This window comes from Pseudoalteromonas luteoviolacea H33-S, assembly GCF_001625695.1.
In the GTDB taxonomy this organism is placed as follows: domain Bacteria; phylum Pseudomonadota; class Gammaproteobacteria; order Enterobacterales; family Alteromonadaceae; genus Pseudoalteromonas; species Pseudoalteromonas luteoviolacea_B.
In genome coordinates, this window is sequence record NZ_AUXY01000054.1 from 62,324 (window position 1) to 85,598 (window position 23,275).

The 23,275-nt window shown below is 43.6% G+C and carries 26 protein-coding genes; 24 read left to right on the forward strand and 2 right to left on the reverse strand.

What is annotated here, in order from left to right:
• The first annotated feature begins 139 nt into the window (after positions 1-139).
• Positions 140-1,327: a formate-dependent phosphoribosylglycinamide formyltransferase gene (purT, locus tag N477_RS05810; protein WP_063361921.1), complete on the forward strand. Its 1,188-nt coding sequence runs from the start codon at positions 140-142 to the stop codon at positions 1,325-1,327.
• A 48-nt stretch (positions 1,328-1,375) separates the two neighbouring features.
• Here the strand turns inward: purT and N477_RS05815 are convergent, their stop codons facing one another.
• Positions 1,376-2,062, reverse strand: a complete 687-nt coding sequence (locus N477_RS05815) for a TorF family putative porin (RefSeq protein ID WP_063361920.1) — start codon at positions 2,060-2,062, stop codon at positions 1,376-1,378.
• 274 nt (positions 2,063-2,336) lie between these two features.
• Positions 2,337-3,503 (reverse strand): hypothetical protein, encoded by a 1,167-nt coding sequence (locus N477_RS05820; protein WP_063361919.1) that lies wholly within the window; start codon positions 3,501-3,503, stop codon positions 2,337-2,339.
• A gap of 443 nt (positions 3,504-3,946) precedes the next feature.
• Between N477_RS05820 and N477_RS05825 the strand changes: the two genes are divergently transcribed.
• From N477_RS05825 to rplQ, 23 genes are all read left to right on the forward strand, one after another.
• The gene (locus N477_RS05825) at positions 3,947-5,896 is read left to right on the forward strand and encodes an AsmA family protein (RefSeq protein ID WP_063361918.1); all 1,950 of its coding nucleotides are present in this window, start codon (positions 3,947-3,949) and stop codon (positions 5,894-5,896) included.
• 403 nt (positions 5,897-6,299) lie between these two features.
• Positions 6,300-7,088 (forward strand): ATP-binding cassette domain-containing protein, encoded by a 789-nt coding sequence (locus N477_RS05830; RefSeq protein WP_081216459.1) that lies wholly within the window; start codon positions 6,300-6,302, stop codon positions 7,086-7,088.
• 535 nt (positions 7,089-7,623) lie between these two features.
• Positions 7,624-10,287: a family 20 glycosylhydrolase gene (locus N477_RS05835; protein ID WP_063361916.1), complete on the forward strand. Its 2,664-nt coding sequence runs from the start codon at positions 7,624-7,626 to the stop codon at positions 10,285-10,287.
• Between the two features lie 170 nt (positions 10,288-10,457).
• On the forward strand, positions 10,458-11,078 hold the full coding sequence (locus N477_RS05840; protein ID WP_063361915.1) for a hypothetical protein: 621 nt from the start codon (positions 10,458-10,460) through the stop codon (positions 11,076-11,078).
• A gap of 18 nt (positions 11,079-11,096) precedes the next feature.
• Positions 11,097-13,145 (forward strand): TonB-dependent receptor domain-containing protein, encoded by a 2,049-nt coding sequence (locus N477_RS05845; RefSeq protein WP_155731815.1) that lies wholly within the window; start codon positions 11,097-11,099, stop codon positions 13,143-13,145.
• 161 nt (positions 13,146-13,306) lie between these two features.
• Complete coding sequence (locus N477_RS05850) at positions 13,307-14,128, forward strand: polysaccharide deacetylase family protein (protein ID WP_063361913.1); 822 nt, start codon at positions 13,307-13,309, stop codon at positions 14,126-14,128.
• A gap of 277 nt (positions 14,129-14,405) precedes the next feature.
• Entirely contained in the window at positions 14,406-14,774 is a 369-nt protein-coding gene (gene rplN, locus N477_RS05855) for a 50S ribosomal protein L14 (protein ID WP_039611414.1), read from the forward strand.
• 10 nt (positions 14,775-14,784) lie between these two features.
• On the forward strand, positions 14,785-15,099 hold the full coding sequence (gene rplX, locus N477_RS05860) for a 50S ribosomal protein L24 (protein WP_023401269.1): 315 nt from the start codon (positions 14,785-14,787) through the stop codon (positions 15,097-15,099).
• Positions 15,100-15,114: 15 nt separating this feature from the next.
• Complete coding sequence (gene rplE / locus N477_RS05865; RefSeq protein WP_010386945.1) at positions 15,115-15,654, forward strand: 50S ribosomal protein L5; 540 nt, start codon at positions 15,115-15,117, stop codon at positions 15,652-15,654.
• 10 nt (positions 15,655-15,664) lie between these two features.
• Complete coding sequence (rpsN, locus tag N477_RS05870) at positions 15,665-15,970, forward strand: 30S ribosomal protein S14 (protein WP_023401268.1); 306 nt, start codon at positions 15,665-15,667, stop codon at positions 15,968-15,970.
• Positions 15,971-15,990: 20 nt separating this feature from the next.
• Positions 15,991-16,383 (forward strand): 30S ribosomal protein S8, encoded by a 393-nt coding sequence (gene rpsH, locus N477_RS05875; protein WP_046357859.1) that lies wholly within the window; start codon positions 15,991-15,993, stop codon positions 16,381-16,383.
• A gap of 13 nt (positions 16,384-16,396) precedes the next feature.
• Positions 16,397-16,927 (forward strand): 50S ribosomal protein L6, encoded by a 531-nt coding sequence (rplF, locus tag N477_RS05880; RefSeq protein ID WP_023401266.1) that lies wholly within the window; start codon positions 16,397-16,399, stop codon positions 16,925-16,927.
• A 9-nt stretch (positions 16,928-16,936) separates the two neighbouring features.
• A complete protein-coding gene (gene rplR, locus N477_RS05885; protein ID WP_023401265.1) occupies positions 16,937-17,287 on the forward strand; it encodes a 50S ribosomal protein L18 in 351 nt (116 codons plus the stop codon).
• 9 nt (positions 17,288-17,296) lie between these two features.
• Positions 17,297-17,803, forward strand: a complete 507-nt coding sequence (gene rpsE, locus N477_RS05890; protein ID WP_023401264.1) for a 30S ribosomal protein S5 — start codon at positions 17,297-17,299, stop codon at positions 17,801-17,803.
• Positions 17,804-17,809: 6 nt separating this feature from the next.
• Positions 17,810-17,989 (forward strand): 50S ribosomal protein L30, encoded by a 180-nt coding sequence (gene rpmD, locus N477_RS05895; RefSeq protein WP_010378276.1) that lies wholly within the window; start codon positions 17,810-17,812, stop codon positions 17,987-17,989.
• Between the two features lie 4 nt (positions 17,990-17,993).
• A complete protein-coding gene (gene rplO, locus N477_RS05900; protein WP_039611416.1) occupies positions 17,994-18,428 on the forward strand; it encodes a 50S ribosomal protein L15 in 435 nt (144 codons plus the stop codon).
• A gap of 11 nt (positions 18,429-18,439) precedes the next feature.
• A complete protein-coding gene (gene secY / locus N477_RS05905; protein WP_023401262.1) occupies positions 18,440-19,768 on the forward strand; it encodes a preprotein translocase subunit SecY in 1,329 nt (442 codons plus the stop codon).
• Positions 19,769-19,789: 21 nt separating this feature from the next.
• The gene (gene rpmJ, locus N477_RS25585; RefSeq protein WP_002959476.1) at positions 19,790-19,903 is read left to right on the forward strand and encodes a 50S ribosomal protein L36; all 114 of its coding nucleotides are present in this window, start codon (positions 19,790-19,792) and stop codon (positions 19,901-19,903) included.
• A 129-nt stretch (positions 19,904-20,032) separates the two neighbouring features.
• On the forward strand, positions 20,033-20,389 hold the full coding sequence (gene rpsM, locus N477_RS05910) for a 30S ribosomal protein S13 (RefSeq protein WP_010378282.1): 357 nt from the start codon (positions 20,033-20,035) through the stop codon (positions 20,387-20,389).
• A 13-nt stretch (positions 20,390-20,402) separates the two neighbouring features.
• Positions 20,403-20,789, forward strand: coding sequence for a 30S ribosomal protein S11 (gene rpsK, locus N477_RS05915; RefSeq protein ID WP_010386935.1), 387 nt, complete (start codon positions 20,403-20,405; stop codon positions 20,787-20,789).
• A gap of 22 nt (positions 20,790-20,811) precedes the next feature.
• On the forward strand, positions 20,812-21,432 hold the full coding sequence (rpsD, locus tag N477_RS05920; RefSeq protein WP_039611418.1) for a 30S ribosomal protein S4: 621 nt from the start codon (positions 20,812-20,814) through the stop codon (positions 21,430-21,432).
• A gap of 24 nt (positions 21,433-21,456) precedes the next feature.
• Positions 21,457-22,443, forward strand: a complete 987-nt coding sequence (locus tag N477_RS05925; protein WP_023401260.1) for a DNA-directed RNA polymerase subunit alpha — start codon at positions 21,457-21,459, stop codon at positions 22,441-22,443.
• A gap of 38 nt (positions 22,444-22,481) precedes the next feature.
• The gene (gene rplQ, locus N477_RS05930; RefSeq protein WP_010386932.1) at positions 22,482-22,883 is read left to right on the forward strand and encodes a 50S ribosomal protein L17; all 402 of its coding nucleotides are present in this window, start codon (positions 22,482-22,484) and stop codon (positions 22,881-22,883) included.
• Positions 22,884-23,275: the final 392 nt, after the last annotated feature.

Here is a 23,275-nt window from a genome sequence, read left to right on the forward strand (position 1 = left end):
TAATTAACGCAGTCGCTACACTATGTTGCAATTGTGTTTTCAATATGTGCTTTTTGAGGTGTTTTCTTCTCATTTTTTGAAAAAAACACGTATTTTCACTTGATAAATAATCAGATTATGTTAACCAAAAGGAATCTTTATGCGTATTACCCCTTTGGGAACCCCTTTTTCTCCAACGGCATGTAAAATCCTGTTTTGTGGTGGCGGTGAGCTGGGCAAGGAAACTGTGATTGAATTTAAGCGATTAGGGGCAGAGGTCATTGTGTTAGACCGCTATGACAACGCGCCAGCCATGCAGGTTGCAGACAGAAGCTATACGCTCTCTATGTTGGATGGTGAACGACTGGCAGAAATTATTCGTGCAGAGCAGCCTGATTACATCGTGCCAGAAATTGAGGCGATTGCCACAGATACACTGGTTGAGTTAGAGGCTAAAGGCTTTACGGTTGTACCAACGGCAAAAGCAACACAACTCACCATGAATAGAGAGGGGATCCGCCGATTAGCAGCTGAAGAATTAAAGTTAGCGACGTCACCTTATCAATTTGTTGATAGCATCGACGACTTTCGTGCGGCCATTGAACATATTGGCATGCCATGTGTAGTGAAGCCGATCATGAGCTCATCAGGTAAAGGGCAAAGTGTGGTAAAAACACATGAGGATATTGAGTCTGCGTGGCAATATGCACAGCAAGGCGGTAGAGCGGGGCAAGGACGTGTTATTGTTGAGGGCTTTGTCGATTTTGATTATGAAATCACTTTACTGACCATACGCCATAGTCAGGGGACTAGCTTTTGTGCACCAATTGGACATGTACAAGCCGGTGGAGACTATCAGCAAAGCTGGCAGCCGCAGGCAATGAGCGAACTAGCATTGGCACGCAGTAAAGACATAGCTAGCAAAATTACTGAGGCACTCGGTGGTCGCGGCTTGTTTGGTGTAGAGCTATTTATCAAAGGGGACGAGGTTTATTTTAGTGAGGTATCTCCGCGTCCACATGATACTGGCATGGTGACCTTGATTTCCCAAGATCTGAGTGAGTTTGCTTTGCATGCGCGTGCTGTGCTTGGTTTGCCAATTCCTGCGATTCACTTTCATGGCCCTTCTGCATCCAGTGTTATTCTTGTTGAAGGTGAGTCTGACCAAGTGCAATTTGGCAATTTAGGGCAAGCATTGGCAGAAGCCAATACCGATATCCGCTTGTTTGGTAAACCACAGGTTCAAGGTGTCAGGCGCATGGGCGTTGCATTGGCACGAGATAATAGTGTGGATGAAGCGATAGAAAAAGCAAAACGTGTCAGCGGTGCGGTTGAATATACTGTTTAATTGCCTGAAATAGGGCCTTACGGCCCCAAGGTTTGCAGCAAATTAAACCTATAAATCAAAATCGATGGCGTAGCTCACATAGACTTTGAGGTCGTCATCGGCATCAAGGTCGGTCTTTATTAAGCCAAAAGTATAGGCATCTTTACTCAGGCTGACGCCATAATCCATATAGCTGTCATCTTCTCCTGTCCATTCCATGACGGTATCACCACTGGAATTACCAATATGTAAGCCCAGCTCGGCATCTGTGAAGACAGGGAAAGCAGCACTCAGTTCAACATAGAGCATATCTTCTTCTGTGCTGCTATCGGATTGCGCATGTGTCATATAACTCACTTTTAAACTGACGTTACGCCAACCGAGTGCACCATAGACTTCACCAAAATCGATATCGCCAGCTGCATCAGGGTAAGCGTAGTGAATATAGCCAACGTCATAGCTCAGCGCCTTTACCTCGCCACTAAACCCTAAATAGAAGTCTAATTCATAGCTGGTACTGGATGTATCACCAAAGTCGACATTGGAGGCCCAAGTGCCGATATAAAAGCCAGAATCATGGCTATAGTCAATCCCCCCTGATACGGCTGCGCCATCATCAGATTGAGTAATGCCACGCCAAAAGTAATTTGAACTGGCAGCTGCATTGGCGGAGACAGAGTGTTCGCTGGCTGAAATAGCCTGAGTAGAAAGGAGCGCTGCACACGTACACAATAAGAGAGTTGCTTTGTTTGTCATAATGGTTCCTATATGGCACAGAGTAAATCGTATTTTTAAAACGAGTGGCTCTGGGGTGGTCAGCGAGAGACCAAGCCGCAGAGGCATATCAGCAATCGCAAACTGCGCGCCACTTTAGGCGCATTGGCTAGAATTTAGTTTAGGTGATTGAAATAAAATGTAATAAGTTTTTGTCAGACTAACTGTGTGAAGAGGTGTATTTTATCAGGGTGCACATCTATGGTGCGGATTGTTTCAGCCTGCACTGATAGTATGCAGGCTGTGAGCTAGGTGATTAGCCAAATATGGTACGCATTAACTGAATGGTTTCATCAACGCTTCGGCCTTTTTCGACTTCCGCGATGATTGAATCGCGTTTGTTACGAATATGTTCAGGCATAGATTCATCACTGAGTGCTCTATCAACCAGCGTTTCAGCTGATTCTTTGCTTCGGCGCACAGATTTAGTACCAGAGCCGCTCGATGTGCGTTTTGGCTTATGCAGTAGCTTGTAATAGTTCGACGAGGTCGCCATGTCTTCGTCGACATAATAAAACAGTACAGGTAGAAGCGCCTTGATATCAGCCAACTTGGTTTCAAGTTCATTGCTGCCACTGGCCATTGCAAACCAAGGCATTTTAGCGATTGTTTGCACTATATCTTGCCAGTACCGCTCAAAGTCACGGTTGTTTAAGCGTGTGATCCCCAACGCTTGGCAAAGGGCATCAAGGCGATTGTTACTGATAGGCGTAAATACATCAGGACGGCGCATAGCAAGTAAGCGCGTAGCTGGTGCAAGCGTTGGCTTTTCATCGCTGCCGTTGAAAGCGCTGAGAAATGCGATGGTAAAGCCTTGGTAGTGCTCTAACGTGACTGGGCCTTCAAGTGGAATATGCGCTAAGGCATCATCGAAAGCACCCGGTAGGTCAGCCAGCTGTTGATGGAACCCTTTGGCACTTTTTGTCGACGCAAACCACTCGACATCAAACTGATAAACACTGGTATCATGCTTTGCTGTATGTTTGCCGGCAAAAGCTAGACGGTCCTCTACAATCATATCTTGTAGTCTGCTATCGCGTAGTGTGGCAATGTAATCCAATAGTTTTAACTGCTCATCTAGCACTAATACGTCACTGCGCTGAGCGATGAACTCACCGACCACAGGCCAAGGTGCAATTCTCAGGGTTTTGACCTGTAAAAAGCTGATCGCTGAGATCAGCATGTCTTGGAGTTTTTTAACAGTGGGTAGCTGGTGGTCATCCAGCAGGTCAAAATTGATTCGGTTTTTAGCCACATCGAGTAACTCATAACACCAACCCAGGAAGTCCTCCGGGTGATTCTCTACTTTAACTGCCATCAGGTTTAGGCTGATCTCAGTAGATTGCTTTAAGATGTTTTGGTAAATCTGACTTTCTTGTTCGCCCAAAGCCATATTTGACGGTGAAATGAGCAACTTTTTCATGCTGCGTGAGTACTCCAAGGTTAGGTTGAAATCTAGACTATTCAGTTTAGCGAACGTATCGTTAAACTGGCAAGGGCGAGGATCATACCGAGTTCTAGCACAGTTGCAATGTGGTTTTTGCGTCTTTTTTATTCTTTGATTTAAGCTGTGTTTTTTATTGCGCGTATTTTGCGAAAAATAGGGAATGCTGCGATTTGGTATTTTCTGTCTCTTGCCGCCAGTAGGTGCTAATATAATTTCCAGTGATTGATCGTTAATTGTATTTTCCAAACAATAAAAACAAAGGTTTAGGGTTTTTCTGATAATCTGTTAGATAATTATATTAAACGCTAAATTGATTTTTATTTTTGCAAGATAGCATTTAGCCTCAGTGCTGCTTTGTGGTTTTTTATCAGCCTCGCTATCATAATGCATAGATAATTATTTCTCTGGAAGGATGGATGATGAAGGCGATATTAAAAGGTGTAGTAGGGTTACTGATATTCATAGTGGTGTTGATAGTTGTGGCACCCATGTTGATCCCAACTGAAACGATTGTGTCACAGATCACGACTCAAGTGGAGAAGACCACAGGTCGAAAGTTAACGATTGCAGGTGATAGTGAATTATCCATTTTGCCAGAGTTGAACATTAAGCTTAACCAAGTGGCCTTTGATAACATGCCAACGGGCAGTGCACCACATATGCTGGAAATGGAGCAGCTAGCTGTACATATTCCATGGGGATCTTTGCTATCAGGTGATTTTAAGCTGGAGCGTTTTGTCATTCAAAACCCCAAAATTTTGTTGGAAGTGGACTCAACAGGCAAGCCAAACTGGCAGTTATTTGGCGCAACATCGACATCAGCAAGTACATCAACGAATGAAACAAGCTCAGGTCCTGTCACCTTACCTGATGGATTTGATATTGCTTTAGGGGAAGTGGCAATTTATGGCGGCTCACTCACTTATGTCGATAATCAAGGTGGAACTAAAGAAGAACTGAATGATTTATCATTGAGTGTAGCCCTACCTTCATTATATCAATCACTTTCAGTGCAAGGCCAAGTTACTTTTCAAGGTCAGCGCTTTGACCTTGAATTAAGCGTAGATACGCCAGCTAAGGCAATTCAAAGTGAAGACTTCAAATTTACTAAAAAGCTTCGCAATGAGCTGGTAAATATCGATTTTAATGGCAGCGTACTCAAGCAAGGTCAGCTGTTCGAAGGCGCGCTTTCGCTGTCGGGCAGTTCAGTGAAATCGTTGGCTGCATGGCAAAAGGTTGACTTGAATGCCAAAGATAATGCCTTTAACCAGTTTGAAGTCACAGGAGACATGTCATTTGCGGACAATGTGTTTAGTCTCAAGCAGTTCACTGCTGCGCTAGATGAGTTGGCCATAAAGGGTCGTGCACAAGTGAACTTAGCCCAGAGATTATCGGTCACTGCAGATGTCGATTTGGGCATGCTTGACTTAAACCCGTATTTACCAGAGCTTGCTGCAGCGCCTGAGCAAACGTCAGAGCCAAAAGAAGACACGCCTGCGCAGCCAATCGTATGGGATGATACTGAAATTGACTTGTCCGCTTTAAATACATTAGATGCGGATATCGTGGTGCGCTCAACTGGATTAAAAGCGCGCAAAGTCACTTTAGGCAAAAACCAGTTGTCAGTGAAGTTAAATGGCGGCAAAGCCATAGTGTCATTGGATAGCTTTAATGCTTATGAGGGAACTGGTAAAGGGAAAATAGAAATCAATGGGGCTAAAAAACCATATCTGATCAAGACAAATTTTGCGCTCAATGGCATTAATGCCGAGCCATTACTCACCGACGCCATCGACTTTGATAAGGTACTGGGCAAAGGCAGTATTAATTGGCAGTTAACTACTCAAGGGGTGAGCCAAAAGCAATTTGTCTCGCAGCTAGGTGGACAATTGGCATTTGAGTTTAAGGATGGGGGCGTAAAAGGGGCCAATTTGGCTGAGATGGTAAGAAAAGGCCAAGAAATGCTCAAGGGCAATTTCTCTGGGCTGTCTGAAGGCATTAATGCAGATTTTGATCCTCAGCAGAAAACCGACTTTTCAGCACTCACGGGGAGCTTTAAGTTTAATAAAGGTGTTGGGACGAATACTGATTTATTGCTGGCAAGCCCACTTATTCGCGTGACCGGCTCTGGAGATGTTGATTTGCCTAAGACGTTTGTCGATTATCGTTTGGTAACAGGTATAGTCGATACCATTGAAGGGCAAAGTAGCCGTGATAAAAGTACAGGCTTTAAAGTCCCTGTACGGATCAAGGGCCCATTCCACAAAGTGGAAACGAACTTAGACTTAAGCAGTGCGGCAAAAGACAAAGCCAAAGACACTATTAAAGATAAACTTAAAGACAAATTCAAAGGCCTATTTGGCGGTTAAGCCTAGGCGATGCATATTGTTCAACGCCAACAATATGCATCGCTGCCATTTCACTTCGGCATTATCTTTTCTTCAATACACCTTTAGCTCATAATGTAAATCCACCATTGGTATAAATTAATTCTTGCTTTTTTTACATATATTCTAGGCGTTATTATCCCTAAGTCTCAGTTATCTAAAACGATAAGTAATCGGGCATTTGATAATTACGAATAGTACTGTGTACATGCGATATTTTTGATTGAAAAGTATACAGCTATTGTTTAATGCTATTAGGCATATTCCCAAAATAGATAAACATGTAGACCATGCTTATTACTCATGACTTGTTAGGTGTTATCAATTTACTCCGTGTGCTTTTTTGTATGCGCTACACGGCCACTCGATACTGTTTAGGGGCGAGATGATGCGACTAAAGAGTGATAGGGCGGTGATCCAAGTGAAGAGCGTGAGTAAAACCTATCAAGGCTATCGCAAGCCTCTTGGGTTATCAGCTTCCTTAAAAAATCTGTTTCACAGAGAAATTGAGTACACTGAAGCTGTTAAAGGGATTTCTTTCGATATTGAGCGCGGTCAGACCGTGGCAGTGGTTGGCCAAAATGGGGCAGGAAAAACCACAACGATGAAGATGTTATCAGGGATGATCAATCCGACTCAAGGGCATATCACTGTGTTTGGCCAGTCTCCCTGTATACACAAAGCAGCATTTAAAAAACGATGTTCATATTTTATGGGGCAGAGCTTTCAGCTTTGGCCGGATTTACCTGCGATGGATAGTTTTAATTTATGCCAAGGCATTTATGAGATCCCCATTCCTGTTTATAAACGTCGGTTGTCTTATTTGACTGAATTTTTGCAAGTGACACATTTATTAGACATTCAAGTACGGCGCCTTTCTATGTGTGAGCGCATAAAAATGGAGCTGATCGCTGCACTGCTACATAGTCCAGAATTGCTGTTTTTAGATGAACCGATTGCTGGATTGGATTATTTATCACAGCGAGCAATTATGCGTTCGATACAGCATTTAGCAGCAGAGGATAAATTGACCGTTTTGTTATCAAGTCATTCAATTGCAGATCTTTCGCTCTATTGTGAAAGGGCACTGGTGATGGAAGGAGGAAGATTGGTACTTGATAATGACATGCACCTGGCTGAGCAATCATTACAGTGCGACGCAGAGACGATTTAAATGATTAGGTGGCAGGCAAAAATGAATAAATGTCATGTTGGAATGAGATACGCATGGTAATTACAGCTTACTATTCGCACTGTAGGACATTCATTAAAAAGCGAATGTAATTCTGTATGCCACAGTATGACTGGCTTGTAGTAAAAATATCATGCTTACCTACAAACTGTATAATAAAAGTCCAGTCTTTCCAATTGCTCACTAATTTTTAGAATAAGAAAGCGCAGGTTTACATTTATGTCATTTCTCTTGCCGTAAAGTGTCATGCTTGGTCTGTTTTAATCGACTCACTTTTTATTTTCTATTCATGTGTTAGGCGATAGGGAAGGCGTGTCATAGTTAATCACTCAACCTTCTTTGTTGTACTACGCCTCTTAAACATTGGATATTCAGCTATTGTGTTTAGGTAAATTATTCCTGTCTATATGAATGTTTCGAAATTGAAACAGGTTTATAAAAGTTCTAAATTGAGATGTTTTAGCTAATTTTTAACCAACTTAATGTTTTAATTATAATGAACAGCAGGATAGGACTTATGCATGAGAACAAAAAAGCATTAACGGCGCGCACTTTGGTTGCGTTATTACCGGCCATGGTAATAGCTGGCCAAACTTGGGCCAGCACCAGCCTAGCACAAATAAATCAGCAGCAACTTAATCAGCTTGCTGACACCCTCGATGTGAAGTATCGCTTACTCAGTAATATGCCTGAGCAATGTCCAGGTTCTACGGCTGAATTTTGTTATCACGCACAAATTGAAATCACGAGTCCGTTTACTGCAAAGGTAGATGGTTGGAAAATCCTGTATAGCCAAGTGTATCCAGCGACACAAAGTAAAAGCGAGCAGCTGGCATTACGTCACTTTAATGGCGACCTGAACCACATCTCACCAAGTAACGCATTCACTGGATTCGAAGCAGGGAAGAGCCAAGTTATTGAATTTTGGGTCGCCAGTTCACTGCTTAATGAAGGTGAGTTGATGCCCAACTATATACTCACCGCACAGGGTCTTGAGCCAAAAGTGATAAAAAGCACCCAATCATACATTGAGCAGGATACAAGATTAGAAATAAAGCCTTATGCAGCAGTCAGTGCCAAAACCAGTGTGATGCAATCTCATCCTGATGATCAATATGCAAACTTTACCTCAGCTGCTTTATTTGAAAACTATAAAATCGACGATTATTCAGTTGATGCTATTGCGCATGCAATTGTGCCAACGCCTGATGCAATGAAGGTGTTTAGCAATGAGGCGCCACTTAATTTGAGTAGCGGTATTAAATTACAGCTTTCTGGGCTGGAGTATGGAGATGTGGCAGCGGCCCTAAAGCGTCTAGATGCGTTAGGGGTTAAGCAAACGCACAATGGCGTTGCAGTGAATATCATTGTGCGCGGCAAGCAACAAGGTCATAACGGCGCGTATCAGCTCAGCACTCAAAGAGGGCAAATACAGATTGAAGCGCAAGATAGTACAGGTGCATTTTATGGATTACAGTCGGTGGCGAGTTTGCTGTCACTGGACTCTATGCAGGTGCCTGCGGTAAATGTAGTTGATAAACCTCGCTATGATTATCGAGGCTTGCACTTGGATGTGGCGCGTAACTTCCGTTCTAAAGAGTTTGTATTGCGGTTACTCAGTAAAATGTCTGCTTATAAGCTTAATAAGCTGCATTTTCATCTCGCAGATGATGAAGGGTGGCGCATTGAGATCCCGGGTTTACCTGAATTGACAGCGTTATCATCACATCGATGTATTGATTTGGATGATAAGCATTGTTTACAACCTCAGTTGGGGTCAGCAATCAATACTGACAGAGATGGTTATTATTCTATTGCTGATTACCAAGAGATCTTGAATTTTGCCAAGCAACATCATATTGAAATTATTCCTTCGTTAGACATGCCAGGTCATTCGCGTGCAGCGGTTAAAGCCATGGAGAAGCGCTTTTACACGCTCACCAAAGCAGGTAAACATGACGCTGCGCGCCAGTATCTGCTCAGTGATCCGCAAGATGTCACCGAATACCGCTCAATTCAACACTACAACGACAACACATTAAATGTTTGTATGGAGTCAACTTATGCATTTGTTGATAAGGTGATTTCAGAAGTGGCTGCGCAACATAAAAAAGCGGGCTCACCGCTAAATATCTACCATATCGGTGCAGACGAAACTGCTGGGGCATGGGTTGAGTCGCCAGCCTGTAAAAAGTTCATAGCTGACAAGTCCAATGATGTGCATGAAGTGGAAGAGTTGACGGGCTACTTTATTGAGCGAGTGTCGGCAATGATTGCTAAAAAAGGTATTGAGGTAGCTGGTTGGAATGATGGTCTTTCTGAAACGAGACAGGACAAGATGCCACGTAAAGTGGCGTCTTATGTCTGGGCAACATTACCGCAAAATGCTCACAAGGTTGTGAGTGCTCATGCCAGACGGGGTTGGGACATTATTTTATCAACGCCGGATGTCACTTACTTAGATTTTCCCTATGAGTTAGACCCTAAAGAGAGTGGCTATAAATGGGGGGCGAGAAGAACAAATAGCAAAACAATTTTTGAGTTTATGCCTGATAACTTGCCAGCTAATGCGGAAGTTAAGAAAGACACCATAGGTAGGAACTATGTGGCTGATGATCGAACGCAAGTGGATGAAAATGGTCAGTTTACTCATCAACCACTTCCAGAAGGTTTCCGTGTTACGGGGATCCAAGGTCACCTTTGGTCTGAGGTCGTACGCAAAGATCACTTAGCTGAGTACATGTTATTTCCTCGGTTATTAGCGTTGGCAGAGAAAGCATGGCATCGTGCGAAGTGGGAAGTACCCTATAACTATGCTGGTGAAAAGTATGACCACACAACAGGGTTCCTAACTGCTCAAATGCGTGAACAGCGAGATCAACAGTGGCAAGACTTTATTCATGCCGTTGGACATAAAGAGCTTGAAAAGTTTGATCGATTGGGTGTTTTTTATCGGATCCCGAATGTGGTGAGCAAGGTGATAGACAATAGGTTGCATGCCTCTACGATCATTCCTGGGTTACCAATTCAGTTCAGAGTCAATCAAGGAGAATGGCGAGAGTATGATCAGCCATTGACGTTGAAAGCCGGAACTAAGGTTGAGCTAAGAGCACTTTCACCCGATAGGCGACGCCCTGGCAGAATCGAGTTTGCCGACATAACTGGCACTGCCCGATTTTAAGTTGCTGGGAGGCACCGAGTTCCTATGGTGCTTCCCAATTCTTTCTAGCGCAATAAGTGGTTGTGATCATCATATACATAGATAAAAATTAAATTTGCCCAATGGCACCCCTTCATATTTTGGCGTCTATCTGTCATTGCGGTAGCCCATAACCATCAAGAGCATTTTGTATGATCAGTCGAGTTATACAGGGACAAACCGAGCCGGAAGATAATGCGCTATTTGGCATAGATACAGAGCTAACGACAGATCATGATGAGATGGACATCACCTGTATTTGTGTAATTGAGCAGTGCTCAGAGCTAAATAAAGTTCTAAGCATGTTAGAACATCAGTCCCTATGCCCTATGGAAGTTGTGATATGCCACCCGCCCTCACTGCGGTGTGAGGTATCTCAACAAGCAAGCTTTACAGTGCGCTCATTACCTTTTGATTTGCCTTTGAATTTGAATGCTAAGACGCCAGAACGGTTGGCATTAGCAATTAATTGTGACTATGTCGTTATCTGCCCAGAAGCGTGTGCTTGGATATCGAATGAGTGGCTTAGCTTGCAACTTTATTATTTAAAAAATAATAAATTAGACGCGATAGGACTGTCCCAAAGCGGTGATTTTGTATCAGTAGAATCCTGTTCTTATCTGCAAAGTAACACTTTTTGTTGCACAAAAGAGTTCTTTTTAGCAAAACATCGCGCTTTAGATAAGCAACTTGGCTTTGAGGTGAAGCCGAACCAATACAGTGAACACAGCATCCAGTTCCCAACGGAGCTGGCGCACATATCATCAGATTGACCCAATACAGGAAATACATTGTTAGAACGTGATACAACCGCATGTCGAGCGACAGAAAAGAGAATGACCTGGACAAGAAATATACTTTCACTCTTCATGTCTACATTAAGTATGATGTTTTTAGTCCCAGAATTAAATGCTGAGGAAGCACCTCCACTTGAAAGTCAGGTATTTGACCGTGTTTTCTTCGAGCAGTATCACCCACAAACAGCCTTGGATATGATTTACCGCTTACCTGGTTTTTCATTTCAGAATACGAGCTCTGCCCGTGGCTTTGGCGCCAATGTCGGGAATGTCTTAATTAATGGCGCTCGTCCAGTTGTTAAGTCTGAAAAACTCAGCAATGTGTTAAATCGTCTGCCAGCTGCTTCTGTGCAACAGATCCGCATTTATCGGGGCAGTCAAATCCCGCCAGTTGCGGCCGGTAACACTGTGGTTGCTGATGTGATCTTACTTGATGTAGAAACATCGGGAAATGTGCAAGGGGAGCTAGTGCAATTTCATGATGGCAGTATAAAGCCAAAAGTCGCATTACAATTAACAACGTCGTTGTTAGGGAGGGAGGCATCAGTAGGTATTCAAGCAAATAATACCCCTGGTTATCGCACTGCACTTATTACACAGCGAGATGAACAAAAAAAAGCCATCGCAAAATCATCGGAAGTGCTCGATGAATCTACTAAAGAGTTTAAATTGACGGCTCAATTGAGCCAAATAGGTACAGACACAGAAACTATGCTGACAAGTAAAGTGAGCCGTGAAAAGTATCTGGGTGAAACTGTTAGATATGATGATATGCAGCCAAGTAATGAAGCGCTGTATTTAATTCGAGAACTCGAAGTAGAAAATACAACGGATATTGCAGAGCTAGGTATAGATTGGCTCGTTAAAAGGGGGAGTCATCGGTGGCAGAATATCGCTATTTGGGTCATTGAAGACAAAACGTTTGCCAATACAGATGTCTTTTTTCCGACTGCGCTTGCTCACTCTACATGGCATCAAAATGAGTTGAAAACAGAACTCATATTGAGAAGCAGCATTGAACTATCTCCAATAGGTCGTTTCACACCTCAATTTGGTATTGAATTAGTAGAGAACAGAATGCAATCATTTGTATTGCAATCTGGCGATCAAAATATGGACCGTACTGATGTCAGTGAGCTTAGAGCTGAGCTATTTGGCAATGTCAATTACCAAGTGCATGAGACCCTCACCAGTGAAGTGGGGATTACCTATGAAAGCTCGCGTATTGATGTATCTGCACAAGAAAACAGTGAGCAATCCCTCTCTTTTTTCAAGCCAAGGCTTAAGGCAGACTGGCAGTTTGCAGAAAAACAAAGTCTAAGTGCTGCGGCTGAACATCGCGTGGGCCAGCTTGATTTTTCGGATTTTGCACGTAGCGTTGACCCGTTAGATGCAAGAGGTCAAGCTGGGAACACGCAGTTACGCCCACAACAGACCACCGAAGTCTCAGCGCAGTATCAGTGGTATTTTTCAAAACGCAGTAATTTGAAAGTAGAGTTACTGTATCAATGGCGAAAAGATGTATTGGAGCATATCGCGATAACGGACACCAGCAGCGCGATAGGCAATGCAGGAGATGGAGAGTATTGGGGCAGTACGATAGGCATAGCGATTGACTTAGCCCCCATTCTAGACAATGCGCTCTTTGAGGTGTCTTATGAGCATACTAATTCACATTACAGCCATCCAAATGGGCGCAGTGAACGGTTAAGCAACTACTTAGATGATTGGCTGTGGATGCAGTTCCGTCATGATATCCCAAACCTCAAAAGTTCATGGGGGCTTGAGTATTGGGGGGATTATACAGAACCGGTTTACTATCCATATGAAACGCTGATTGTGCATGGCAATAAACGATTGAAAGGGTTTATTGAATCGTCTTGGATTCATCGTTTTAAAGTACGCTTTGAAGTAACGCATATGAATACCGGCCGATTTAGACGTGAACGAACTTTTTATGAACAAGCAATAATATCTGGCTATGAAGTCGCTGACCGTACGCATAAAGCGGACTATCGCTTGTCAGTATGGTACAACTTTTAGATAGGGTGTTTTTATAAAACAAATAATATCATTGGGTTATGTTTGTTAAATAGAAAATAAGAATACCTTCACTGTTTCTTCATGGTAGATAACATGGCCACTACGCACACTGCGTAGCGAGTGACTTAAATTAACCAGAAATGGAAAAGGATATGTGTACTATGAATGCCATTAAAAAACTTACCACAGTAACTTTATTGACTTTGTCAGTGAGCAGCTGTGCAGCAACCCAACAAAAAAATGTAGTAACGTCTGATTTTACATATCCAAATGGCGCGCGATATGCTGTGTCATTGACCTTTGATGATGCACGAAATAGTCAAGTAGATGTCGGTATTCCCATTTTAGATAAGCATAATGTGAAAGGGACTTTTTATGTCAATCCAAAATTTGTTGATGAGCGATTGGATGGCTGGAAAAAAGCCGCAAAAAATGGGCATGAATTAGGTAATCATACGAGTTCTCATTTGTGCACAGGCAACTTTGCATGGCTGAGAAAAGATGATCTGGGGCTTGAGCAGGTTGACTTAGCCTGGTTAAGACAAGACATTGAAGCCACAACGACCTACATGAAAGAGAAACTCGATGTCGAACCGCGCTCATTTGCATACCCTTGCGGAAACACTTTTGTTGGCAGGGGCAAAGAGGTAAAAAGCTATGTGCCGCTCATTGCCGAGCTATTTAAAACTGGACGTACTTGGCTAGATGAGACGGGGAATAATCCAACTTATACCGATTTTGCACAGTTGGCTGGCAACCGAATGGACGGGATGAGCTTTGCAGAAATCAAAGGTCTGCTAGATATGCTCAAAGAAAATAATAAATGGATTATTTTAGCTGGGCATGAAGTCGGGGAAAAAGGCCTTTATACCACGGATAAAGCAGCCTTAGATGCGCTGATTGTTTACTTAAAAGACCCCAAAAATGGATATTGGTTGGCAACAGTCGATGAGATTGCAACCTATATTGAAAAGCATAGATAAATCAATGTGTGGCTATTTTTTAAACTGTAACAAAGGTTTAAAATTTATTCATTAGACTTGTTTTCCAGTTCACCGCCCTCATATGAAAGAAGGCGGTGATAGCAGATATGGCAAATTGATAAATTAATTAAAAATTGAACTATCTTTGGCTGAACTTTGCTGTTACAATTCCCCGCCCTTGAAAGACGAAAGCTTCGTTTTTTGAGTGGAATTTAATCTAAATGCTTAGGTTTTATACAAAATCTAGGTAAATGTTAACTACACCGGAGCATAGACAATGATCCAAATGCAAACTCAGCTGGACGTTGCTGATAACAGCGGCGCTCGCAAAGTGCAGTGTATTAAAGTCCTTGGTGGTTCGCACCGTCGCTACGCGCGTGTTGGTGACATCATTAAAGTTTCTGTTAAAGAAGCAATTCCTCGCGGCAAAGTGAAGAAAGGTGATGTTAAAAACGCAGTAGTAGTGCGTACTAAGAAAGGCGTTCGTCGTCCAGACGGCTCTTTAATCCGTTTCGATAGCAATGCGGCTGTTATCTTAAATGATAGCCATCAGCCAATTGGTACTCGTATCTTCGGCCCTGTGACGCGTGAACTACGTAACGAAAAGTTCATGAAAATCGTTTCACTAGCACCAGAAGTACTATAAGGAGTCGATCATGGCAGCAAAAATCCGTCGTGATGACGAAGTAATCGTACTAGCCGGTAAAGACAAAGGTAAGCGCGGTAAAGTGCTTTCAGTTGTAACTGAGACTGGTCGTGTATTTGTTGAAGGCGTAAATATCATCAAGAAACACCAGAAGCCTGTACCACAACTACAGCAAGCTGGCGGTATTGTTGAGAAAGAAGCGTCTGTCGACGTATCAAATGTAGCGATTTTCAATGCCGAAACAGGCAAAGCAGATCGTGTTGGTTTTAGATTTGAAGACGGTAAAAAAGTCCGTTTCTTCAAGTCTACTGGCAAAACTATTTAATAGTTGGAGTAGACGATGGCGAAACTGCATGAAGTGTACAAAGACAAAGTAGTAAAAGAGCTTTTTGAAAAGTTCGGTTACAGCTCTGTCATGCAAGTCCCTCAGATCGAGAAGATCACACTTAACATGGGTGTGGGTGAAGCCCTAGCTGACAAGAAAATTCTAGAAAATGCTGTTGCAGATCTAGAAGCAATCTCTGGTCAGAAGCCTCTAGTGACTAAAGCACGCAAATCAGTTGCTGGCTTTAAGATCCGTGAAGGTTACCCAATTGGCTGTAAAGTAACCCTACGCGGCGAGCGTATGTGGGATTTCCTTGAGCGTTTAGTCTCAATCGCGATGCCACGTATTCGTGACTTCCGCGGTGTTAGCGCAAAGTCTTTTGACGGTCGCGGTAACTACTCTATGGGCGTACGTGAGCAAATCATCTTCCCAGAAATTGATTATGATAAAGTAGACCGTGTTCGCGGTATGGATATCACAATCACTACTTCTGCGAAAACAGATGATGAAGGCCGTGCGTTATTAGAAGCGTTCAACTTCCCATTCAAAAAGTAAGGGTAGGGTTATGGCAAAGAATTCAATGAAAGCGCGTGACGTAAAACGTGCTAAATTAGTTGCACAGTACGCAGAAAAGCGTGCTGCACTTAAAGCTATCATCAGCGATGTTAAAACATCTGATGATGAGCGTTGGGACGCGGTATTAAAGCTTCAGTCTTTACCGCGTGATTCTAGCCCTTCACGTCAACGTAATCGTTGTAACATTACGGGCCGCCCACATGGTTACCTTCGCAAGTTCGGCCTAAGCCGTATCAAAGTTCGCGAAGCAGCTATGCGCGGTGAAATTCCTGGCCTTAAAAAGGCTTCTTGGTAATAGAATCACGGGAGTAAGACATGAGCTTGCAAGATCCAATCGCGGATTTGTTTACACGCATCCGTAACGGTCAGTCTGCGAAGAAGGTAGAAGTAACAATGCCAACTTCAAAGCTGAAAGTAGCTGTTGCTGACGTACTGAAAAACGAAGGTTTCATCACTGGTTATTCAGTATCAGGCGACGTAAAAGCAGAATTGACTATCGAACTTAAGTACTTCGAAGGCAAAGCTGTTATCGAAAGCATCCAGCGTGTTAGCCGCCCTGGTCTACGTATCTACAAGAAACGTGACGAATTACCGAAGGTAATGGGTGGTCTAGGTATCGCTATCGTATCAACTTCTAAAGGCCTGATGACAGACCGCGCTGCGCGTACCGCTGGTGTTGGTGGTGAAATCATTGGCTTTGTAGCTTAATCGGAGGGGAACTATGTCTCGTATTGCGAAGGCTCCTATTGCTGTTCCTGCCGGTGTTGAAGTTGCAATTAACGGCCAGGAAATCAAAGTTAAAGGTAAAAATGGTGAATTGACTCGCGTTCTTAATGACGCAGTTGAAGTTGTTCTTAACGACAACGTTATCACTACAGCACCTCGTGAAGTAGCAAATGCTTGGGCTCAAGCTGGTACTGCACGCGCTCTGATCAATAACATGATCATCGGCGTTAACGAAGGTTTTGAAAAGAAACTACAACTAGTCGGTGTTGGTTACCGTGCTGCAGTTAAGGGTAAAGTTTTAGACTTAACTCTTGGCTTCTCACACCCAGTGAACTTCGAGATCCCAGCGGGTATCACTATCGAAGCTCCAAGCCAGACTGAAATCGTTGTTAAAGGCGCAGACAAGCAGCTAGTTGGTCAAACTGCTGCAAACATCCGCTCATACCGTGAACCAGAGCCTTATAAAGGTAAAGGTGTACGTTACGCTGATGAGCACGTGCGTCGTAAAGAGGCTAAGAAGAAGTAAGGTAAGACGATGGATAAGAAAACAGCTCGTCTACGTCGTGCTAAGCGCACTCGTAGAAATATTATCGAACAAGGCACAACGCGTCTTGTTATCCACCGCACGCCACGTCACATATACGCTCAAATCGTAAACGTTGAGGGTATTGTACTGGCTGCTGCTTCTACTGTTGAAAAAGCAATTGCTGAAACAGTTAAAGGCACTGGCAACATCGAAGCTGCACAAGCAGTTGGTAAAGCAGTTGCTGAACGCGCGGCAGACAAAGGCATCGAAAAGCTTGCTTTTGACCGCAGTGGCTTTAAATATCACGGCCGTGTGAAGGCGCTTGCTGATGCAGCGCGTGAAGCCGGTCTGCAATTCTAGGAGTAGACAATGGCTAACGTAGAAGCAAAGCAACAACAGCCTGATTTGGCTGAAAAGCTAATCGCGGTAAACCGTGTGTCTAAAGTGGTTAAAGGTGGTCGTATCTTTAGCTTCACTGCACTAACTGTAGTTGGTGATGGCGCAGGTAAAGTAGGTTTTGGTTACGGTAAAGCACGCGAAGTTCCAGCTGCGATTCAAAAAGCAATGGAAAAAGCACGCCGTAACATGGTAAATGTTGATCTTAACGGTCACACGCTACAGCACCCAATCAAGGGTCGCCACGCGGGTTCTAAAGTATACATGCAGCCTGCATCTGAAGGTACAGGTATCATCGCCGGTGGTGCGATGCGTGCAGTACTAGAAGTAGCTGGTGTACAGAACGTACTTTCAAAAGCATACGGTTCTACTAACCCGATCAACATCGTTCGCGCAACAATTTCTGCTCTAGAGAACATGAACTCTCCAGAGAAGATCGCTGCGAAACGTGGTCTTAGCGTAGATGAAATCTTGGGGTAAGAAACCATGGCAAACACAGTTAAAGTAACACAAGTACGTAGCTCAATCGGTCGTTTACCGAAGCATAAAGCTACATTACGTGGCCTTGGTTTACGTCGTATCAACCATACTGTTGAGCTAGAAGATACTCCAGCAGTACGTGGTATGATCAACCAAGTTTCTTACATGGTTAAGGTTGAGGGCTAATTCGATGCAATTGAATACACTTTCTCCTGCTGCAGGTTCAAAAACTGCTGGTAAGCGCGTTGGTCGTGGTATCGGCTCTGGTCTAGGTAAGACTGGTGGTCGTGGTCACAAAGGTCAAAAGTCGCGTTCTGGCGGTAAAGTACGTGTTGGTTTTGAAGGCGGTCAAATGCCTATGCAACGCCGTCTACCAAAGTTTGGCTTCACTTCACGCAAATCACTAGTATCTGCTGAAGTTAACCTTTTCGAAATCGCGAAGGTTGAAGGCGACGTGGTAGAGCTAAGCACACTACAAGCAGCTGGTATCGTTAAGAAGAACATTCAGTTCGTTAAAGTTGTTAAATCTGGCGAAGTTTCACGCGCAGTTACTGTTAAAGGCATTAAAGTGTCTAAAGGTGCTCGCGAAGCTATCGAAGCTGCCGGAGGCAAGGTAGAAGACTAAGGAAGTACACTATGGCTAAACCAGGTCAAGATATGCAAAGCGCACAAAGTGGGCTTGCGGAGTTGAAGCGCCGATTACTATTCGTATTGGGTGCCATCATTATTTACCGTTTAGGTTCATTCGTGCCTATCCCTGGGATTGACGCCGCTGTACTTGCCGAGTTCTTCGAGCAACAAAAGGGCACCATCTTTGCCATGTTTAACATGTTCAGTGGTGGTGCGCTTGAGCGTGCATCTGTACTTGCGCTGGGTATTATGCCTTATATCTCAGCCTCGATTATCATGCAGCTATTAACGCATATACATCCTGCGATGATAGAGCTGAAAAAAGAGGGTGAGCAAGGCCGTAAGAAGATCAGCCAGTACACGCGTTACGGCACGCTCGTGCTTGCTACAATACAGTCGATCGGTATCGCAACTAACCTGCCAAATATGATGCAAGGCTTGGTTGTGAATCCTGGTTTCGGTTTCTACTTCACCGCAGTGGTGAGTTTAGTAACTGGTACTATGTTCCTGATGTGGCTGGGCGAACAAATTACAGAACGTGGTATCGGTAACGGTATTTCAGTACTGATATTTGTTGGTATTGTAGCTAACCTGCCGTCTGCAATCGGTTCGACAGCAGAAATGGCGCGCCAAGGCGATTTGAATGTCTTTATCTTAGCACTTATTGCGTTTATCGTTGTCGCAGTAACTTACATGGTAGTATTCTTTGAGCGTGGTCAACGTCGTATCGTCGTTAACTATGCGAAACGTCAGCAAGGCCGTCAGGTCTTTGCAGCGCAGAGTACACACTTACCATTGAAAGTTAACATGGCAGGGGTTATTCCACCAATATTTGCTAGCAGCATCATTCTGTTCCCTGGTACAATTGCAAGCTGGTTCGGCCAAGGTGAAGGTCCACTTGCTGATGCACTACAAGCAGTGTCAGCTGTGTTGACCCCAGGTCAGCCTCTGTACGCAATGGTACTAGCCGCAGCGATTATTTTCTTCTGCTTTTTCTACACAGCGTTGGTGTTTAACCCACGTGAAACAGCAGATAATTTGAAAAAATCTGGCGCATTTATTCCAGGTTATCGCCCAGGTGAGCAGACGTCTAAATACATTGATAAAGTGATGACACGCCTGACATTGGCAGGTGCAATGTACATTACCTTTATCTGTCTGGTGCCCGAGTTTATGACCATGGCATGGCAAACGCCATTCTACTTCGGCGGTACATCAATTTTGATTATCGTTGTTGTTATCATGGACTTTATGGCACAAGTACAGACTCATTTGATGTCTCATCAATATGATTCTGTGCTGAAAAAAGCAAACCTTAAAGGCTACGGCCGATAGGGTCTGTTACGGAGTTGAGTTATGAAAGTACGTGCTTCCGTTAAGAAAATTTGCCGTAACTGTAAAGTTATCAAACGTGCTGGTGTAGTACGTGTGATTTGCAGTGAGCCTAAGCACAAGCAAAGGCAAGGCTAAGAAATCTAGTCGTGCAGGCTAAGTTAATCACTTAGCCTGTTTCATTGGTAAAACTTGAATGTCGGTTGGGTATCCTGTACGGGCTTTCCAACAAGATGATAATCAGGTTTATTTATAGGAGATATGTTAGTGGCCCGTATCGCAGGCATTAACGTTCCTGACCATAAGCATGCTGTTATTGGTTTAACAAGCATCTATGGTGTAGGTAAAACTCGCGCTAAGGCTATCTTAGCTGCGACAGGTATCGCTGAAACTACTAAAATCGGCGAGTTAAACGACGAAACTCTTGACATCCTTCGTGAAGAAGTTGGCAAGTACACTGTTGAAGGTGATCTTCGTCGTGAAGTAACACTAAACATCAAACGTCTTATGGACCTTGGTTGTTTCCGTGGCTTACGTCACCGTCGTTCGTTACCACTACGTGGTCAACGTACTAAGACTAACGCGCGTACTCGTAAGGGTCCACGCAAGCCTATCAAGAAATAAGGTGGGGTAAGTTATGGCAAAAGCACCAATTCGTCGTAAAAAGGTCAAAAAGCAAGTTGTTGACGGTATGGCTCACGTTCATGCTTCTTTCAACAACACTATTGTGACCATCACTGACCGTCAAGGTAATGCTCTTTCTTGGGCGACTGCGGGTGGTTCAGGTTTCCGTGGTTCTCGTAAGTCTACTCCGTTCGCTGCACAGGTTGCTGCTGAGCGCGCAGGTACTGCTGCACAAGAGTACGGTCTTAAGAACCTAGAAGTATTCATTAAAGGTCCAGGTCCAGGCCGTGAGTCTGCTGTACGTGCATTGAATGCTGCTGGTTTCCGTATCACAAACATCACTGACGTGACGCCAATCCCACATAATGGTTGTCGTCCACCGAAGAAACGTCGCGTATAATTAATAGGTTAGGAGAAAGAACATGGCAAGATATTTGGGCCCTAAGCTCAAGCTGAGTCGTCGTGAAGGTACTGACCTGTTCCTTAAAAGCGGCGTAAGAGCAATTGACTCTAAGTGTAAACTAGAAACAGCACCTGGTCAGCACGGCGCACGTAAAGGTCGTCTATCTGATTACGGTTTACAGTTACGTGAAAAGCAAAAAGTTCGTCGTATCTACGGTGTACTTGAAAAGCAATTCCGCAACTACTATAAAGAAGCTGCTCGCCTTAAAGGTAACACAGGTGAAAACTTGTTACAGCTTCTAGAGCAACGTCTAGACAATGTTGTATATCGCATGGGTTTTGCGAGCACACGTGCTGAAGCACGTCAGCTAGTGAGCCACAAAGCGATTATGGTTAATGGTCGTGTTGTTAACATTCCTTCTTTCGTTATTACTCCAGAAGATGTAGTAGTAATCCGTGAGAAGTCTAAGAAGCAAGCGCGTATCATCGCTGCTCTAGAGTTGGCTGAGCAACGCGAAAAGCCAACTTGGATTGAAGTTGACGGTAAGAAAATGGAAGGTACTTTCAAGCGCCTACCTGAGCGTTCTGATCTGTCTGCGGACATTAATGAACAACTAATCGTCGAACTTTACTCGAAGTAAAGTTAAGAGTTAAGAGAGGATAAAATGCAGGGTTCTGTAACCGAATTCCTAAAACCAAGATTAGTCGATATCGACGCTATCAACTCAACCCGTTCTAAAGTAGTTTTAGAGCCTCTAGAGCGTGGCTTTGGTCACACTTTAGGTAATGCTTTACGTCGTATTCTTCTTTCGTCTATGCCGGGTTGTGCAGTGACAGAAGTAGAGATCGACGGTGTATTACACGAGTACAGCGCGAAAGAAGGCGTACAAGAAGACATCATTGAAATCCTGTTAAACCTTAAAGGTTTAGCAGTTACTTTAGAAGGTAAAGATGAAGTTTTCCTTACCCTGACTAAGTCTGGTGTAGGCCCTGTGACTGCGGCTGACATCCAGCACGACGGCGATGTAACAATTGCTAATCCTGAGCACGTTATTTGTCACTTAACTGCTGACAATAGCGATATCAGTATGCGTATCCGTGTTGAGCGCGGTCGTGGTTATGTTCCGGCGTCAAGTCGTTTATCCTCTGATGACGATGAGCGTCCAATTGGTCGTCTGTTGCTAGATGCATCATTCAGTCCAGTTGAGCGTATTGCGTACTCGGTTGAATCAGCCCGTGTTGAGCAGCGTACTGACTTAGATAAACTAATTATCGATATGGAAACTAATGGCACACTAGATCCTGAAGAAGCGATCCGTCGTGCATCTACAATCCTAGCTGAACAGCTAGAAGCGTTTGTAGACTTGCGTGATGTTTCTGAGCCAGAAGAAAAAGAAGAGAAGCCGGAGTTTGATCCGATTCTACTTCGTCCAGTTGATGATTTAGAGCTAACAGTACGTTCTGCAAACTGTCTGAAAGCCGAGCAAATTCAATATATCGGTGATCTGGTACAACGTACTGAGGTCGAGCTTCTTAAGACGCCAAACCTTGGTAAGAAATCTCTAACAGAGATTAAAGACGTGCTAGCTTCTCGTGGTCTTTCTCTAGGCATGCGCCTAGAAAATTGGCCACCTGCAAGTCTAGCTGAATAATCAGATTACTATATTAGTTTAGTTAGAAGGATAGGGTCATGCGCCATCGTAAGAGTGGTCGTCAATTAAACCGTAACAGCAGCCATCGCAAAGCGATGTTCAGCAACATGGCTGGTTCTTTGGTGAAGCACGAAATCATCAAAACAACTTTGCCTAAAGCGAAAGAGTTGCGCCGTGTAATTGAGCCTTTAATCACACTGGCTAAGACTGACAGCGTAGCAAACCGTCGTTTAGCGTTTGCTCGCACGCGTGATAAAGAAGTAGTTGGTAAATTGTTCTCTGAGATCGGTCCTCGTTTCGCGGACCGTCCAGGTGGTTACACTCGTATTCTTAAGTGTGGCTTCCGTGCAGGTGACAATGCGCCAATGGCTTACATTGAACTACTTGATCGCCCAGTAGCGACTGAAGAAGTTCAAGAAGACGCGCAGTCTGCAGAGTAAGTCTTTATAAGACACGAAAAAGCCGAGCATTAGCTCGGCTTTTTTGTTTTTAAAACTCCTATTATCACAGTTTTTCTACAATCCTTTCTTAGCATTAAGCACGGCAGCATAATATTCCTCCCTTTATTAGCTTATATAGCTAATAAAAAAACGAAACAGCTATGATAAAAGCTCTGGGTTGTACTTTTAATCTACAAAAAATGGGGGTTTAGTTTGTTTTTTATTCAAAGTGCGTGTTTTTATAAGTTTTTTATAAAAAGTACTTGATCCAAATTCAAATCTCCCTATAATGCGCACCCACTGACACGGCGGGATGCGAGAGAAAACGCATACTGAAGAGAAAGTTAAAGTTAAATTGAAAGATTAATTAAAAAATTAAATTTTCTAGTTGA

Coding starts and splice junctions, on each gene's coding strand:
- purT (WP_063361921.1), top strand. CDS start 140: ATGCGTATTACCCCTTTGGGAACCCCTTTTTCTCCAACGGCATGTAAA.
- N477_RS05815 (WP_063361920.1), bottom strand. CDS start 2,062: ATGACAAACAAAGCAACTCTCTTATTGTGTACGTGTGCAGCGCTCCTT.
- N477_RS05820 (WP_063361919.1), bottom strand. CDS start 3,503: ATGAAAAAGTTGCTCATTTCACCGTCAAATATGGCTTTGGGCGAACAA.
- N477_RS05825 (WP_063361918.1), top strand. CDS start 3,947: ATGAAGGCGATATTAAAAGGTGTAGTAGGGTTACTGATATTCATAGTG.
- N477_RS05830 (WP_081216459.1), top strand. CDS start 6,300: ATGATGCGACTAAAGAGTGATAGGGCGGTGATCCAAGTGAAGAGCGTG.
- N477_RS05835 (WP_063361916.1), top strand. CDS start 7,624: ATGCATGAGAACAAAAAAGCATTAACGGCGCGCACTTTGGTTGCGTTA.
- N477_RS05840 (WP_063361915.1), top strand. CDS start 10,458: ATGATCAGTCGAGTTATACAGGGACAAACCGAGCCGGAAGATAATGCG.
- N477_RS05850 (WP_063361913.1), top strand. CDS start 13,307: ATGAATGCCATTAAAAAACTTACCACAGTAACTTTATTGACTTTGTCA.
- rplN (WP_039611414.1), top strand. CDS start 14,406: ATGATCCAAATGCAAACTCAGCTGGACGTTGCTGATAACAGCGGCGCT.
- rplX (WP_023401269.1), top strand. CDS start 14,785: ATGGCAGCAAAAATCCGTCGTGATGACGAAGTAATCGTACTAGCCGGT.
- rplE (WP_010386945.1), top strand. CDS start 15,115: ATGGCGAAACTGCATGAAGTGTACAAAGACAAAGTAGTAAAAGAGCTT.
- rpsN (WP_023401268.1), top strand. CDS start 15,665: ATGGCAAAGAATTCAATGAAAGCGCGTGACGTAAAACGTGCTAAATTA.
- rpsH (WP_046357859.1), top strand. CDS start 15,991: ATGAGCTTGCAAGATCCAATCGCGGATTTGTTTACACGCATCCGTAAC.
- rplF (WP_023401266.1), top strand. CDS start 16,397: ATGTCTCGTATTGCGAAGGCTCCTATTGCTGTTCCTGCCGGTGTTGAA.
- rplR (WP_023401265.1), top strand. CDS start 16,937: ATGGATAAGAAAACAGCTCGTCTACGTCGTGCTAAGCGCACTCGTAGA.
- rpsE (WP_023401264.1), top strand. CDS start 17,297: ATGGCTAACGTAGAAGCAAAGCAACAACAGCCTGATTTGGCTGAAAAG.
- rpmD (WP_010378276.1), top strand. CDS start 17,810: ATGGCAAACACAGTTAAAGTAACACAAGTACGTAGCTCAATCGGTCGT.
- rplO (WP_039611416.1), top strand. CDS start 17,994: ATGCAATTGAATACACTTTCTCCTGCTGCAGGTTCAAAAACTGCTGGT.
- secY (WP_023401262.1), top strand. CDS start 18,440: ATGGCTAAACCAGGTCAAGATATGCAAAGCGCACAAAGTGGGCTTGCG.
- rpmJ (WP_002959476.1), top strand. CDS start 19,790: ATGAAAGTACGTGCTTCCGTTAAGAAAATTTGCCGTAACTGTAAAGTT.
- rpsK (WP_010386935.1), top strand. CDS start 20,403: ATGGCAAAAGCACCAATTCGTCGTAAAAAGGTCAAAAAGCAAGTTGTT.
- rpsD (WP_039611418.1), top strand. CDS start 20,812: ATGGCAAGATATTTGGGCCCTAAGCTCAAGCTGAGTCGTCGTGAAGGT.
- N477_RS05925 (WP_023401260.1), top strand. CDS start 21,457: ATGCAGGGTTCTGTAACCGAATTCCTAAAACCAAGATTAGTCGATATC.
- rplQ (WP_010386932.1), top strand. CDS start 22,482: ATGCGCCATCGTAAGAGTGGTCGTCAATTAAACCGTAACAGCAGCCAT.